Source organism: Psychrobacter sp. TS_SC_6 (genome assembly GCF_056156305.1).
This window is the reverse complement of sequence record NZ_CM149590.1, coordinates 2,034,962-2,049,141: the sequence shown is the minus strand read 5'-3', so window position 1 is coordinate 2,049,141 and position 14,180 is coordinate 2,034,962. Positions and strand designations below refer to the sequence as shown.

Sequence of the window (14,180 nt, the reverse complement as noted above, 5' to 3'; positions counted from 1 at the left end):
TAAAGGCAAAGGGCGTTAAATCTCATTGTTTGAATAACAGTCGTTTTATCTATAAAAATAACAAAATTAGCCAGTCTGAACGAGTCTGTCGTTAAAGTCGTTTTGGTAGATATTGCTAGATTAAAAAGTCAGTGTTAATGAGCTATTTTGCTTGATTTTAATAGCACCCAGAACCCCCTAAATCAACAAATTTGTGCTAAAATAGCTTCTTTTATTCAACATTAAAACTATCGCTAATTCTCTATAGATTTGAATGGTTGCTAAGCCTTTTTTGATGGTCACTGTATTTATTATATAACGGCGCTTTGGTGCCGTTATTGTTGCCTATTATTGCTTAGATATGCCAATGCTAGAGAGTAGATGTGAGTGAGGGAGTGTATATGAGCGAATCGGTCAGTCCTATTGCCATTGTGGACGAATTAAAGCAGTCCTATTTGGATTATGCGATGAGCGTGATCGTCTCGCGCGCGCTACCTGATGTGCGTGATGGGTTCAAACCCGTACACCGCCGTGTGATGTACGCGATGCATGTATTGTCTAATGACTACAATAAAGCCTACAAGAAGTCCGCACGTGTGGTTGGCGATGTCATCGGTAAATATCACCCACATGGCGATAGTGCCGTCTATGATGCCATCGTACGTATGGCACAGGATTTTAGCTTGCGTTACCCGATGGTTGATGGTCAAGGTAACTTTGGCTCAATTGATGATGATCCACCGGCGGCGATGCGTTATACCGAAGTGCGTATGACCAAGTTGACTCATCAAATGCTTGCTGACTTGGATAAAGATACCGTTGATTGGGAAGACAACTACGATGGCTCTGAGCGTATGCCAAGTGTGTTGCCTGCGCGTATTCCAAACTTATTGATTAATGGTGCTACCGGTATTGCGGTTGGTATGGCGACCAATATGGCGCCGCACAATCTGACGGAAGTAATTAACGCTTGCTTAGCTTATGCTGCAAACCCGCAAATATCTGCTGAAGAGCTGATGTCGCATATCTCAGGTCCTGATTTCCCGACAGGTGGCATTATTTATGGTCGTGCGGGTATTTTAGATGCTTATCGTACTGGTAAAGGTCGCTTGCATGTCCGTGGTCGCTACATTATTGAGCCGATGAGTGAGACGGGTGTCAATCGTGACCGTGAGCGTATTGTCTTTACCGAAGTGCCTTATCAGACCAATAAAGCCAAGCTGATTGAGCGTATTGCAGAACTTGTGCGTGACAAAAAAATCGAAGGTATTACCGAGATTCGTGATGAGTCTGATAAAGACGGCATGCGTATCGCTATTGACTTACGTCGTGGCGAAACAGCGGAAGTGATCGTCAATAACTTGTTCTTGCAAACGCCGCTAGAATCGAGCTTTAGTATCAATATGGTGGCGCTTGATAATGGTCAACCGAAGCTATTGACTTTACGTCAGCTGATTGCCGCCTTTGTTCGCCATCGCCAAGAAGTGGTGACGCGTCGTACCATTTTTGAGCTCAATAAAGCCCGTGTCCGTGGTCATTTGCTTGAAGGTTTGACCGTTGCACTTGCTAATATCGATGAGATTATTGCGACAATTAAAGCCTCTGCAAACCGCGGCTTAGCACGTGAAAACCTACTGAGCAATATTTGGGGTTCAGGTAGTGTTGTAGCGATGCTAACCGCGGCAGGTAGTCAATCGGTACGTCCTGACTTTATCGAAGGCGAAGACCCAAAAGCGCCGTTTGGTCTGATTGATAATCAAGCAAGCTATCGCTTATCACTTGAGCAAGTTAATGCGATTTTGGATATGCAGCTTCATCGCTTAACCGGTCTTGAGCAAGATAAGCTGACCGAAGAATACCAAGACTTACTGCGTGAAATCGCTCATCTAGAATCTATCCTTGGCGATTTTGATAAGCTAATGACCATTATCTCAAATGAGATGATTGAGATTCGTGATAACTTCGGTGATGAGCGTCGCACTGATATTATTGATTCACGTATGGACTTTAACCGTGAAGACTTGATCCCAGAGCAAACGGTTGTGATGACAGTATCACGTACTGGTTACGCGAAAACTCAGCCAATTGACGATTATGTCGCGCAAAAACGTGGCGGTAAAGGCAAATCAGCGACGGCGATGAAAGAAGACGATGTGATTGATCACTTAGTTGTGACCTCAACGCATGCAACCGTACTGTGTTTTACTGATACAGGTCGCGTCTTTAGTTTACGTGGTTTTGAAGTGCCTATCGCCAGCCGCGGTGCCCGTGGACGTCCATTGGTGAATTTGATTGGCTTAAATGCTGATGAAACAGTCACCACGATATTGCCTATTCCAAGAATAGTAGAAGAGTTATCGGTCAAAGGCGAAACATCAGCAGATGCTCTAGTAGATAGTAATGATGATCTATTAGACGACAGCACGCAAGCAGAGCCACCGTTTGTATTCTTTGCAACGGCAAATGGTACGGTGAAGCGCGTAGAGCTGAAACAGTTTGCCAATATTCGCTCGAACGGTTTGATTGCGGTTGGCTTAGAAGAAGGCGATAAATTGGTGAGCGCTCGTATCACCAGTGGTGCTCAAGAAGTGATGCTATTTGCGTCAAGTGGTAAAGCGATTCGCTTTAATGAGACTGATGCTCGTGCGATGGGTCGTACGGCAAAAGGCGTCCGTGGTATGCGTCTGACTGCTGATGAATTTATCAAATCATTGGTTGTTATCGAAGATGATGTGCGAGAGATTCTGATTGCTTGTGAAAATGGCTTTGGTAAACGTACCTTTATCAATGAGTTCAACACGCAAAATCGTGGCGGTGGCGGTGTTATCGCTATCAAAACTAGCACGCGTAATGGTGCGCTGGTTCGTGCTACCAAGGTGGACTCTACAGACGATATTATTTTAATCTCAGACAAAGGTACTTTAGTACGTACCCCAGTTGAGCATGTAGCAAGCTCTGGTCGTAATACTCAAGGTGTCACGCTGATTCGTTTATCAAAAGATGAAAAGCTGGTTGCTATGGCGCGTGTTGAGCACGAAGAGGGTAACAATGAGCTGATTGATGCAATGAGAGAAGATGGAACGTTTGAAGTAAAAGGTCAAGAACAGATGGATGTTTATGCGGCGAATAGTGATGCTACAGAGACAGACTTTGATGATACTAGTCGTACAGAAACTGACAATGACGAATAACGATTTTATGAGTTAGTTTTTTGGTCTATTCTTTTATTACCTTTTATAAAAAAGCCTCTGACGTTATCGTTGGAGGCTTTGTTTTTTTTTCTGTTTTTTTAAGGCTGTTGTTATGCTTACGACCAATCAGACCGTTCAGGGAACTTTGGCTTCAGTAGCATCAAGTTTTTTGTTTTCTTTGATGTTTCTATTTGGGCTATTTATGCTGCCATTGACGGGTACGCAGGTGGCTTCGTGGCGCGTATTGATGATGCTCTTGAGCCTAGTGCTATTGGTCAGTCTTACAAAACAGTGGCAGCATGTATTTGATTATCTCAAAACACTAAAGACGCCAAAAGAGTGGATTATTTTTGTACTGCCAACCCCAATTTTAGGTGGGCAGATTTGGCTGTTTATGTGGGGACCGGTCAATGGCTTTGGTCTTGATGTGACCTTGGGCTATTTTTTATTGCCATTGGTCATGATTGTGATTGGGCGTTTTTTCTATCATGAGCATATGAATGCTTTGCAATGGTTAGCAGCGATATGTGCTGCGCTCGGTATCGGCTATGATATATTGCAATATGGCAGTATATCTTGGGTAACAGCCTTTGCGTGCTTGGGTTATCCGCCTTATTATTTGCTACGTCGTAAGCTTGCTGTGCCGCCTATTACAGGTCTGTTATCAGATTTGACGTTACTGACGCCAGTGGTGCTGATTATGCTTTATAGCAGCGGCGGCTTTAGTGTAGCGATGCAAAACACCAAATTTTGGTACATATTGCCGCTGCTAGGCGCTTTTAGTGCGCTTGCCATGTCTCTAACTATGGTTGCTAGTAGTAAGCTGCCAGTGTCGCTATTTGGCGCGCTCAGCTACATAGAGCCTATGCTGCTATTTGTATTATCTATTACGGTGTTAAATCAAAGTCTGGATGAAGGTGGCTCGTTATTCATGTATGGCATGATTACACTGGCATTGTTTATTATGATTGCTGATAGTATGAAAGGCTTTCTTATCCGACGCCTTGACAATCATTTGCATGGTTACCGAGAGCCGCAAGTTGGAAGTTTTCCACCGCGTCACCGTTTTATCGACCATCGTATAGAGGGTATATTAAAGGCACACCGTTTTCGCAAAATCAAGAAATACCAACAGCGGATAGATAAAATCACGCGTAAAATCCAAGCGTTAGATTCAAAGTAGTTATGGATGTAATGATAAGTAGCATGGCTCGATAAAGGTGGTTTGATAAGTCACGCTACATAGTAAAGCTACAATAAAAACAGTAAGTGAGTTATTATCAAGCATTATTATTAACTTAAATCGGGTTGGTTGATTTATTAAACTCCTTTATTTAAACAGAATGTTGAAGAATTGACTTATAAAATCTGCTATTGAATACTAAAAACTTATTATAAGGATGGTTTATGCTACACCTTCATCACTTGGCAAACTCACGCTCATTTCGTATCTTATGGCTATTAGAAGAGCTGAATGTTGACTACCAACTGACCTGCTACCAGCGTAACAGAGCGTACCGTGCCCCTGATAGCTTAAGGCAAATACACCCGCTCGGTCATGCACCGATGCTAGAGGTCGACGGTCGTGTGCTGATTGAGTCAGGCTTTATCATCGAGTATCTATTAAAGCACTATGATAAAGAAAAGCAGTTTAAGCCTGCTGATGATAATGAAGCGGCATGGGAGGCCTATACATTTTGGCTACACTTTGCTGAAGCATCAGTGATGCCGCCATTGGTCATGCGTTTGGTATTTACTAAAGTGGTTGAGCAGTCGCCGATGCTGATCAAACCTGTGAGTAAAAGCATCAAGAAGCAAGTCGAAAAAAGCATGATCAGTAAAAACTTGACTGTCATACTCGATATGATGGAGCAGCATCTACATGACAACCATTGGTTTGCCGGAGCAGAATTTAGCGCCGCTGATATTCAGATGCATCTGGCTGTGGTCGGTGCCAATGCAGGTGCAGGTTTAGACAGTAGTAAATATACCAATATCTTAACGTGGCTGAAGCGTTGTGAAGAACGTGATGCCTTTAAACGTGCAGAAGAAAAGGGCGGTCGTCTACAGTTTTAAGTGCGACGATTATTATTAATTATTGATTTAATATAATAATAAAGGGTTTTGTTTATTTATAGACAAACCCTTTTTTTAGGATGAAAAATGACAGATTTGAGTAAGTCGAATAATACCGACCATACCAACGGTGCTAATGAACAACCATTTAATGAAGTTGATAATAATGTGAATAGTCAGCAAGTTTCCATTAAAGCATGGTCGCAAAAACTGTTGGTAGTGATTCTATGCATTGCCAGCTTCTATGGTGGCTGGAAGTCGTATGAATCCAATATGGTCAATGAATGTACGGCAAATGGCGGACAGATGATTGAAGGCAAAAAAACGATGATATGTCAGTTGTCATAACAGCTCGTAATGATAATCAGCAGAGATAAGCGATGCTAAAACTCACTTTTTTGGGTACCTCGGCAGGCGTGCCAACCAAGCAACGTAATGTAACGGCGCTTGCCATCGAGTGCCTCAATCCTTATAGCTCAGGGACAAATCAACAGCAAAACAGGAAATCACGGCCGTGGGTATTGATTGATTGCGGTGAGGGTACGCAGCATCAGCTCTTACATACCCAGTTATCTTTACATCAGTTACAAGCGATTTGCATTACTCATGTGCATGGTGACCATTGCTATGGTTTGCCGGGGTTGTTAGCGAGTGCGGCAATGTCAGGACGTACTGCACCACTGATACTGCTTGCGCCAAAAGCGATTGCCACACTGCTTGATGCTGTTATTTTGACTACCGAATTGCACTTTCCATTTGCTATTAACTTTATGGCGATAGAAAATTTACTATCTGAGCCAGATAGTAAAAATAAAGCTCAGGCAACAATCATCTTTGACAATCAACATCAGCTTGAGATTGATATTACGCCTTTATCGCATCGCGTTCCCTCTTTTGGCTTTGGTATCACCCAGACGATAAGTCGTCGCCATCTTGATAAGGACAAGCTGATAGCAGATAATATTCCAGCCAGCGCGCTGTGGGGCAAGCTACAGTAAGGTCAGGATGTCATGACTGCTGATGGTCGCAAGCTTCGTTCAGCAGATTATGTCGATAATGAGAGTCAGCCTACAAGGGTAGTGGTAGCTGGCGACAATGATACGCCGGAGCGCTTACAAGCGGCAGTGGTCGGTGCGGATGTATTGGTACATGAAGCGACATATACCAGTGACGTCTTAGCGAAGATTCAAGCCAAAAGTCCAGATTTTGATCCAATGCATAGTAGCGCGCAGTTATTGGGCCGATTTGCCCAAGACAATGGGCTTAAGAACCTAATTCTCACTCATTTTAGCGCCCGTTATCAGAGCTTTGACAATCCAAATAGCAACACGCCAAATATGGCGCATATTCGGTTGGATACCGAAAGTGTTTACCAAGGTAATCTATGGTTGGCAGCAGATTTTGACCAATATCTGGTGAATGGTGCAGAGGAAGAGGTGGGTGATCATATAGGCAGTCGCGTACAGTATTTAGGCTCTGCACGCGACCATAAAAATACATGATATGAGTTTTTAAGACTGACTGTCTTCAGCTGCTAATTGGGTCTGTCCTATCCAATAACGACTGAACTGATACGCCACTCGACCAGAGCGTCCACCACGTTCTGATGCCCAGCGTAATGCGGCTGCTCTTATATTATCAGGTAGCGTCTTATTTTCTTCTTCATTATGATTGCTTTTTTTAACGCCATTCATATTATCTAGATTGCGATGTGGTGAAAGTGATAAGTAATGGCGAACGATGTATAAATACGTGTTTTGATCCATTGGATGAAAGGATAGCCATAAACCAAAACGGTCAGATAAAGACACCGTCTCATCAATGGTTTCATAAGGGTTAACCTCGTCGGTTTGACCATTATAAATATTAACATTGTCTTTCATCAGCTGCGGTAGTAGATGGCGGCGGTTACTGGTTGCATAAACCAATAATTTGTCTTGCTCTGAATCTAGGGCACCATCAAGCACACTTTTTAAGGTGCGGTAGCTTTCATCTTGACCATTAAATGCCAAGTCATCACAGTACACCACATAGCGACATTTGCAGTCAGCTGGCAGCACTTTAATTGCTGCCCGTATTTTATCAAGCATCCGTAAGTCATCACGAGCAATTTCAATGATGCGCAGACCTTCGTTATGATAGGCTTGAAGCAATGCTCGAATCAGCGATGATTTACCAGTGCCGCGTGTCCCTGTCATCAAGACGTGATTGGCAGGATAGCCCTTGAGGAATTGACGCGTGTTTTGTACCAGCTTTGATTTTTGCGTGTCGATACCATGTAGGTCGTCTAAATTTAAAAACAAATTCACGGCTAGCGGCTCTAAATGTCCAGTCTGCCCACCGACCCAGCGATAAGCCAGCTGCGCAGGATCGATCTCAATGGTTGGCGTGATTTGCTCTTGTAAATACTGACTGAACAGATTTAATAAATGGTCGGGCAGAGCATAATTCATAACAGGCTTAGTAGATTGGGGCATAATACTCAGTCGCTCATAAAAATTAAAATGACGTTTGGCTTACTAGATATATAGAGGCATCACTTTACCATGAAAAATAGTGCCAGTATTCCTCATGTATTACAAGCAGATGCAAAACAAGCCTTGCGAGTGCAAGCCCCACGAATCCTGCCAGCATTAACGGCATTCTTTTCCAGCCTAAATTATAGCGATATCTCGCATCAACGCCTCAGTCAGCAAAATCATGGTAGTGAATTTGATTATCAAGGTTTAACGCGTGCCCAACACTCGCAGTTTGGGAGCGTAATGATTAAATGGCAGTTATATGCTAATGTTAATCGAAACTCTGCTGGTTTAACCTATGAAGCTGACGTCCTAACATCTATAAACAACTTATCAAATAATCAAAACAGCTTTTCCGCTATCGTACCACCACTATTATTTTATGAAAATATTACCTTACAAATATTAGGACGGCTGCAGCATTTGACTGTGCTTGTCATGCCTTATTATCCAAATGGCAGCTTGAAAAATCAGCTGAGCACACAAAAGCATATATTATTAACACAGGCACAAAAAAATCAATTTATCCTACAATCTGCTAATCTTACTTACCATTTACATAATATCGGCTGGCTACATAATGATATTAAGCCCAGTAATATTTTGCTAGAAGGTTTTTTGCCAAGTAATGCAGATATTAGCCGTATCACCTTTGATTTATTACTGACGGATTTTGCTTTAGCGCGCACTCCTTATCAGCCAAGTGTAGCAAATATTGCTGGCACGCCTGCCTATCTTGCTCCTGAGCGTTGGCAAGGGTATGGCTCAACGGTTCAAAGCGATATATACGCTTTTGGGGTTATGATGTATGAGATATTAGTCGGCGAGCGACCATTTGCCGTTGATGCTCGAAGTAGTGATCCAATGATTGATTGGGCGATAAAACATTGCCAACAGTCTGTTCCGACCTTGCCATTAGAATATAGTCGCTATCAGGGTATTATTGATAAAGCATTGGCAAAGCGGATGGAGAAAAGGTATCAGAGTATGGGTGAAATGCTTTTAGATTTAGAAGGTATGGAATGGCAAGGTAACCGAACTCAATAACTAAGGTTGAAAATATAAATCCAGTAAATTCCGGACACAAAAAAACCTGCTAAAAGCAGGCTTTAATATTTGATCTAAGATGTACTATCCGAAAATGGTGGGGCTGGAGAGACTCGAACTCTCACACCTTGCGGCGCCAGAACCTAAATCTGGTGCGTCTACCAATTCCGCCACAGCCCCATTTTCGTTACCTTATCATCTTTGGTGTTAATATTCAAACCCCATTGAGATAAATAACTGATTCGGTAGTGCGTCTCAGTGGTTGGCTATTATATAGATTTTAAATAGTTTGGCAAGCCCTATTTGCACTTATTTTTAATTATTTAGCGTTTATTTTCACATATTTTTATAAATGTTTGATATTATTCATATTTTAATTTATAGATTCGAAGCATCAATAACGATTATTTCGTCCTTCTGCTAAAGAAACATCTAATTGCTGTAATTTGCGTGTCAAGGTATTGCGACCCCAACCGAGTAAATTGGCAGCGGCTATCTTTTTGCCACCACTATGGTCGAGCGCTGCTGCCAATAAAACGCGTTCAAACTCAGGTGTTGCTGTCTGTAAAATATCGGTTGCACCAGCTTGTAGTGACTGCTTCGCCCAAATAGCCAAAGCTTGTTGCCAGCTATGGGTGCCAAAAGTATCCTGACTTTGTAGATGATTATTTCCAATAGCGTCTTGTGAGGATGTATGCTGCTGTTGTTGGTCTAGAGTAGAGGGGATGTTTTCGAGCAACTCTGGAGGCAAGTCATCGATCATAACGGTGTCGCCAGTCGCCATTACTGTTAGCCAGAGACAGACATTCTCAAGTTGACGGACATTACCTCGCCATTCAAAAGACTGCATCATTTGCATTGCTGCCGGATGTAACTGTTTTGGTGCCGTATTCATCTGCTCAGCCGCGCGCTGCATAAAATAAGTGGTTAATGCTGGTACATCCTCGCGGCGAGTCCGTAAGGGCGGCAATGGCAGGCGAATGACATTCAGGCGATAAAATAGATCCTCACGGAATTTGCCTTGTTTGACCAATTCTTCTAAGTTTTGATGGGTAGCAGCAATAATGCGTACATCTACTTTGACAGGCTGCTGACCACCCACGCGAAAAAACTCACCATTTGCCAGCACTCGTAGCAGCCGCGTTTGGGTACTAAAAGGCATGTCTCCAATTTCATCTAAAAATAATGTGCCGCCATCTGCTTGCTCAAAACGACCTTGGCGTGACGTTGTAGCGCCAGTGAACGCGCCTTTTTCATGACCAAACAACTCAGACTCAATCAAATCATGAGGAATTGCTGCCATATTTAGTGCAATAAAAGTTTTATTATTTCGCGGTGAGTGCTGATGTAAGGCGCTAGCGACCAACTCTTTACCTGTACCTGATTCACCAGTGATTAAAACGGTAATCGGTGAGTGCGCAAGTCTACCAATGGCACGAAATACCGTTTGCATGGCTTGTGATTGACCAATGATGCCGCTTGGATTGTTATTGGTTTGGGGTTTGGGTTTTTCATGAGTTTTACTTTCAGCAGCTTTAGGGGTTTTTCTAGCTGATTTGGCTGCATTTGATTTGTTCGCAGGCTGTTCTTTGGTATCAGTACTTACATTCGTATTAGACTCGACTGAATGATTTGATATGACTAGACTCGGCTGATAATTAATGGCTTTATAAATCGTTGTGACCGCATCATCTAAATCAAACGGCTTGGGCAGATATTCAAATGCACCAGTCTGATAGCTGCTAATGGCAGAAGTGAGGTCTGAATGCGCTGTCATAATGACAATCGGAAGCTCAGGAAAGTGCTTGTGTACCCAGTCACTAAAGGATAGACCATCCATCATCGGCATACGAATATCGGTCAATATCACGTCAGGTAACAAGGCGGTTGACTCTGATGCTTGCAAAATATCATTGAGGCGTGTCCATGCTGCTTGTGCTTGGGTAAAGCTGATAACTGTCAATCCAGCGTCTTCAAAAGTATCTGCAAGTACCATACGCAGCGCCGCATCATCATCGATGAGCCATAAAGTAGCAGGCTCATTATCAGGACTGTTATTAACCGTGACCATTGGCGTTCGCTCATTGCTTTTAAGAGATTGGGTGTCATTATACTGGATCATGTACTTAGCCTGATAAGCAGTGAGAAGAATTGAGGTGAAAACATTAACTTTCAGCAATTGGCTGATGAAAAGGCAAATAAAGGGTAAAACGGGTCTGACTATACTTACTGGTTTTATGATCGACATTAGTATTCGTACTGGCGCCCTGCGATTGAGTAGAGCTGACATCAATCATACCATGATGACGGCTGATAATATCTTGCACAATGGATAAACCAAGCCCAGTTCCTAGCGCGCGACTGGTCACCATAGGGAAGAATATCTGCCCAATGATATCAGGATGAATGCCAGAACCATTATCGGTGATAGTAACTTGTAGTACTTGTTTATGTTGCTGCCCAGCAATCGTATGTTGAAAAGCAACACGCGTTTGAATATGGAGTTTGGGTTGATAGCCATCGTCAAAATCAAGATTATTAAATGGAATATCTGATGTTAATTGACTGGATACGGCTGGCACGATTTGCTGCAGCGTTTCTGCAAATTCCGCCATGGATTCGCAAGCATTATTAATCAAGTTTAAAAAGACTTGAATCAGCTGGTCTTTATCAGCACAGAGTTCAGGTAACGATAAGTCATAGTCACGCTGTAATAAAACTTGCGGATATTGATGGATGATCAATGCCAAAACGTGCTCTATAGGCTCATGAACATTGAGCATTTGCCAATGTGGTAATTGATTGGAACCAAGAAACTGCCCAATCAGCTGAGTTAGGCGATCTGTCTCTGAGATAATGATATCGGTATAGCTGCGCAATTTGTCAGCGGTTTTTTGACGATCGTTATCAGGGTTTAAAGTCGGGCTCGATACAAGGCTAGGGGAGTCAGTATCAGCAGTGTGAGTATTAAAAGAGCGTTCACTAAATTTGATAAATTGACGCTGCAATAATTGCGCGGCACCCCGAATACCAGCCAACGGATTTTTGATTTCATGGGCAACCGAGCGCAGCATATGACGTGCAACACTATACTGCTGCTGTTGGCGCTGTTCTTCTGAGATGCGACTTTGGCGATCTTTACCCCATATCTCTATAATAAAGTAATTTTGCTGCTGATAGATAACAGGGGTGACGCTATAGTCAATCGAGAGTGATAAGTTGCTATTTAATGGGCTGTTTATCAGATGGTCATGGTCAATAAAAGGTTGTTGGTATCGTTTAGCTTGAAAAAAACGTTCAGTCAAAGAGCACGTTTTGTCTTTTGGACTATCCATAAGTGTGCTTGTTTGGGGTTTCAACTCTTCAGGCGCAAGCAGCATCAATATAGACTGGTTAAGCAAGCGTCCGCTACTGATCGCTAGTAACTGCTCAGCTTGGGTGTTTAGCCAATTAATAGACAATTCATCATTAACCCACAAGATAGCCGTAAACAAATGCTGTGAGATAAAGGCTAAGTCAGGCGTTGGTTTTGCGCTTATAAAATCAGCGGTCATGAGTAATACCTAGATAAATAGAGGCTCGATATAATATTTAACCATAAATCAACACTATAGAGCGGCAAAACTGGCGATTTTTGTAAAAAAAACGTACAATGCGCACAGCCAATTTATCTCTAGCAAGGTTAGCCATGCCCAATATTTCTACCGAGTCCGTTAATACGACTATAGCCCCTTCACAGCTAGCTTCTACACCAAAAGACACTGCCACTCTCTTTAATCCTGCTAAGCCGACAGCAATGCCTGCGCAAGGCTCGACGGACAGTGTTCAACCTTACCATCACAAAGCCAATCATAATCAAAATCGTAGTGTCGAGCAAAGCAGTGAGGTAGTTTCAGCAGCGTCAACTAAAGCGACAACAGCAACGACCAATGCCCCTGTCAATGCCGCACCTAAGATTGGGTTCGTGTCACTTGGTTGTCCAAAAGCCTTGGTCGATAGTGAGCGTATTATCACAGAGCTTAGCCGTGATGGCTATCAAGTAGCCAGTGATTATGAAGGCGCAGACTTAGTAGTGGTCAATACTTGCGGCTTTATTGAGTCAGCGGTACAAGAGTCGCTCGATGCCATCGGTGAGGCTATCAGCAAAAACGGTAAAGTTATCGTGACGGGCTGTTTGGGTAAAGAAGCGGATAAAATCCGTGCGATGCATCCAGCCGTATTGGCAGTGACTGGTGCGCATGCCTATGATGAAGTGATTACTGCCGTTGCGCTACACGTGCCAAAGCCTGAGCGCAGCACAGATACAGTATATAATCCTAAAATAGATTTGATTAATGAGGCGGGTATCAAGTTAACCCCAAGCCATTATGCCTACTTAAAAATATCAGAAGGTTGTAATCACCGTTGCACGTTCTGCATCATCCCAAGTTTACGTGGTGACTTGGTGTCGCGTCCGATTGATAGTGTGATGAACGAAGCGATGGCGCTGAAAAAAGCGGGCGTGAAAGAGTTACTAATTATTTCGCAAGATACTTCTGCTTATGGTCTGGACTTAAAGTATAAGACGAGCTTTTGGAATGGTATGCCGCTGAAGTCTAAGTTTTATGACTTATGCCAAGCGTTAAACGATTTGGGTATTTGGGTGCGTCTGCATTATGTTTATCCGTATCCGCATGTAGATAAAGTCGTAGAATTAATGGGCGAGAAGAAATTATTGCCTTATCTTGATATTCCATTCCAACATGCCAGCCATCGCATCCTAAAAGCCATGAAACGTCCTGCCCATAGCGAAAATACCTTGGCGCGTATCCATGCATGGCGTGAGATTTGCCCTGATATCGTCATTCGTTCAACCTTTGTTGTTGGCTTCCCAGGCGAGACAGAAGAAGATTTTCAATGCTTGCTTGATTGGTTAGTAGAAGCCCGTCTAGATCGCGTTGGTGCCTTTACCTATTCAGAAGTTGAAGGTGCGGTTGCCAATGACTTGCCAAATCATGTGCCAGAAGACGTCAAGCAAGAACGTTACGAGCGTTTGATGACGTTGCAGCAAGATATCTCAGCGCAAAAGTTACAAGAGAAAATTGGCAAAACATTGATGGTATTGGTCGACGAAATTGATAGAGAAGAGGGCGTTGCGATTTGCCGTAGTTATGCTGACGCACCAGAGATTGACGGTCACGTCTACGTCGATGATATTGACGCTCACGTCAAAGTTGGGCAGTTCTTAACGGTTACTATCGACGATGCTAGTGAATATGATTTGTTTGCCAGTTACAAAGGCTAAGCAGTCAGTGTAATAGGCGCATGAAAATTGCCCAATTGCGGGCAGTTTTTGCTACAATTAGCGCAATTTGACCTTTGTACCTGC

11 protein-coding genes and 1 tRNA gene are annotated in these 14,180 nt (G+C 43.0%); 8 read left to right on the top strand and 4 right to left on the bottom strand.

The features are described 5' to 3' along the window. Nucleotides 1-380: 380 nt before the first annotated feature. From gyrA to AC0J5Y_RS08600, 6 genes are all read left to right on the top strand, one after another. Nucleotides 381-3,170, top strand: a complete 2,790-nt coding sequence (gyrA, locus tag AC0J5Y_RS08625) for a DNA gyrase subunit A (RefSeq protein WP_475130313.1) — start codon at nucleotides 381-383, stop codon at nucleotides 3,168-3,170. A 112-nt stretch (nucleotides 3,171-3,282) separates the two neighbouring features. Continuing rightward, on the top strand, nucleotides 3,283-4,353 hold the full coding sequence (gene rarD, locus AC0J5Y_RS08620) for an EamA family transporter RarD (RefSeq protein WP_475130312.1): 1,071 nt from the start codon (nucleotides 3,283-3,285) through the stop codon (nucleotides 4,351-4,353). A 224-nt stretch (nucleotides 4,354-4,577) separates the two neighbouring features. Then, entirely contained in the window at nucleotides 4,578-5,246 is a 669-nt protein-coding gene (locus AC0J5Y_RS08615) for a glutathione S-transferase (protein ID WP_475130311.1), read from the top strand. A gap of 87 nt (nucleotides 5,247-5,333) precedes the next feature. Continuing rightward, a complete protein-coding gene (locus AC0J5Y_RS08610; RefSeq protein WP_475130310.1) occupies nucleotides 5,334-5,594 on the top strand; it encodes a hypothetical protein in 261 nt (86 codons plus the stop codon). Nucleotides 5,595-5,626: 32 nt separating this feature from the next. Further along, complete coding sequence (locus AC0J5Y_RS08605) at nucleotides 5,627-6,244, top strand: MBL fold metallo-hydrolase (protein ID WP_475130309.1); 618 nt, start codon at nucleotides 5,627-5,629, stop codon at nucleotides 6,242-6,244. Nucleotides 6,245-6,256: 12 nt separating this feature from the next. Then, nucleotides 6,257-6,748 (top strand): MBL fold metallo-hydrolase, encoded by a 492-nt coding sequence (locus tag AC0J5Y_RS08600; RefSeq protein WP_475130308.1) that lies wholly within the window; start codon nucleotides 6,257-6,259, stop codon nucleotides 6,746-6,748. Between the two features lie 9 nt (nucleotides 6,749-6,757). On the opposite strand, the gene AC0J5Y_RS08595 is transcribed toward AC0J5Y_RS08600, so the two are convergent. Beyond that, nucleotides 6,758-7,723, bottom strand: coding sequence for an ATP-binding protein (locus tag AC0J5Y_RS08595; RefSeq protein WP_475130307.1), 966 nt, complete (start codon nucleotides 7,721-7,723; stop codon nucleotides 6,758-6,760). A gap of 69 nt (nucleotides 7,724-7,792) precedes the next feature. Between AC0J5Y_RS08595 and AC0J5Y_RS08590 the strand changes: the two genes are divergently transcribed. After that, nucleotides 7,793-8,812, top strand: coding sequence for a protein kinase domain-containing protein (locus tag AC0J5Y_RS08590; protein WP_475130306.1), 1,020 nt, complete (start codon nucleotides 7,793-7,795; stop codon nucleotides 8,810-8,812). A gap of 95 nt (nucleotides 8,813-8,907) precedes the next feature. Here the strand turns inward: AC0J5Y_RS08590 and AC0J5Y_RS08585 are convergent. The 3 genes from AC0J5Y_RS08585 to AC0J5Y_RS08575 form a co-directional block, all read right to left on the bottom strand. Beyond that, nucleotides 8,908-8,992 (bottom strand) — tRNA-Leu (locus AC0J5Y_RS08585). Nucleotides 8,993-9,206: 214 nt separating this feature from the next. Further along, nucleotides 9,207-10,934, bottom strand: coding sequence for a sigma 54-interacting transcriptional regulator (locus AC0J5Y_RS08580; protein WP_475130305.1), 1,728 nt, complete (start codon nucleotides 10,932-10,934; stop codon nucleotides 9,207-9,209). Between the two features lie 43 nt (nucleotides 10,935-10,977). Continuing rightward, nucleotides 10,978-12,366 carry a two-component system sensor histidine kinase NtrB gene (locus tag AC0J5Y_RS08575; RefSeq protein ID WP_475130304.1) on the bottom strand — a complete coding sequence of 463 codons (1,389 nt, stop codon included), beginning with the start codon at nucleotides 12,364-12,366 and terminating at the stop codon, nucleotides 10,978-10,980. Between the two features lie 134 nt (nucleotides 12,367-12,500). Between AC0J5Y_RS08575 and rimO the strand changes: the two genes are divergently transcribed. Next, nucleotides 12,501-14,096, top strand: coding sequence for a 30S ribosomal protein S12 methylthiotransferase RimO (gene rimO / locus AC0J5Y_RS08570; RefSeq protein WP_475130303.1), 1,596 nt, complete (start codon nucleotides 12,501-12,503; stop codon nucleotides 14,094-14,096). Nucleotides 14,097-14,180: the final 84 nt, after the last annotated feature.

Bases quoted from the DNA above. Each gene is read 5' to 3' on its own strand.
- AC0J5Y_RS08595 (WP_475130307.1), bottom strand. From the start codon at position 7,723: ATGCCCCAATCTACTAAGCCTGTTATGAATTATGCTCTGCCCGACCAT.
- AC0J5Y_RS08615 (WP_475130311.1), top strand. From the start codon at position 4,578: ATGCTACACCTTCATCACTTGGCAAACTCACGCTCATTTCGTATCTTA.
- gyrA (WP_475130313.1), top strand. From the start codon at position 381: ATGAGCGAATCGGTCAGTCCTATTGCCATTGTGGACGAATTAAAGCAG.
- AC0J5Y_RS08605 (WP_475130309.1), top strand. From the start codon at position 5,627: ATGCTAAAACTCACTTTTTTGGGTACCTCGGCAGGCGTGCCAACCAAG.
- AC0J5Y_RS08600 (WP_475130308.1), top strand. From the start codon at position 6,257: ATGACTGCTGATGGTCGCAAGCTTCGTTCAGCAGATTATGTCGATAAT.
- rimO (WP_475130303.1), top strand. From the start codon at position 12,501: ATGCCCAATATTTCTACCGAGTCCGTTAATACGACTATAGCCCCTTCA.
- AC0J5Y_RS08590 (WP_475130306.1), top strand. From the start codon at position 7,793: ATGAAAAATAGTGCCAGTATTCCTCATGTATTACAAGCAGATGCAAAA.
- AC0J5Y_RS08575 (WP_475130304.1), bottom strand. From the start codon at position 12,366: ATGACCGCTGATTTTATAAGCGCAAAACCAACGCCTGACTTAGCCTTT.
- AC0J5Y_RS08610 (WP_475130310.1), top strand. From the start codon at position 5,334: ATGACAGATTTGAGTAAGTCGAATAATACCGACCATACCAACGGTGCT.
- AC0J5Y_RS08580 (WP_475130305.1), bottom strand. From the start codon at position 10,934: ATGATCCAGTATAATGACACCCAATCTCTTAAAAGCAATGAGCGAACG.
- rarD (WP_475130312.1), top strand. From the start codon at position 3,283: ATGCTTACGACCAATCAGACCGTTCAGGGAACTTTGGCTTCAGTAGCA.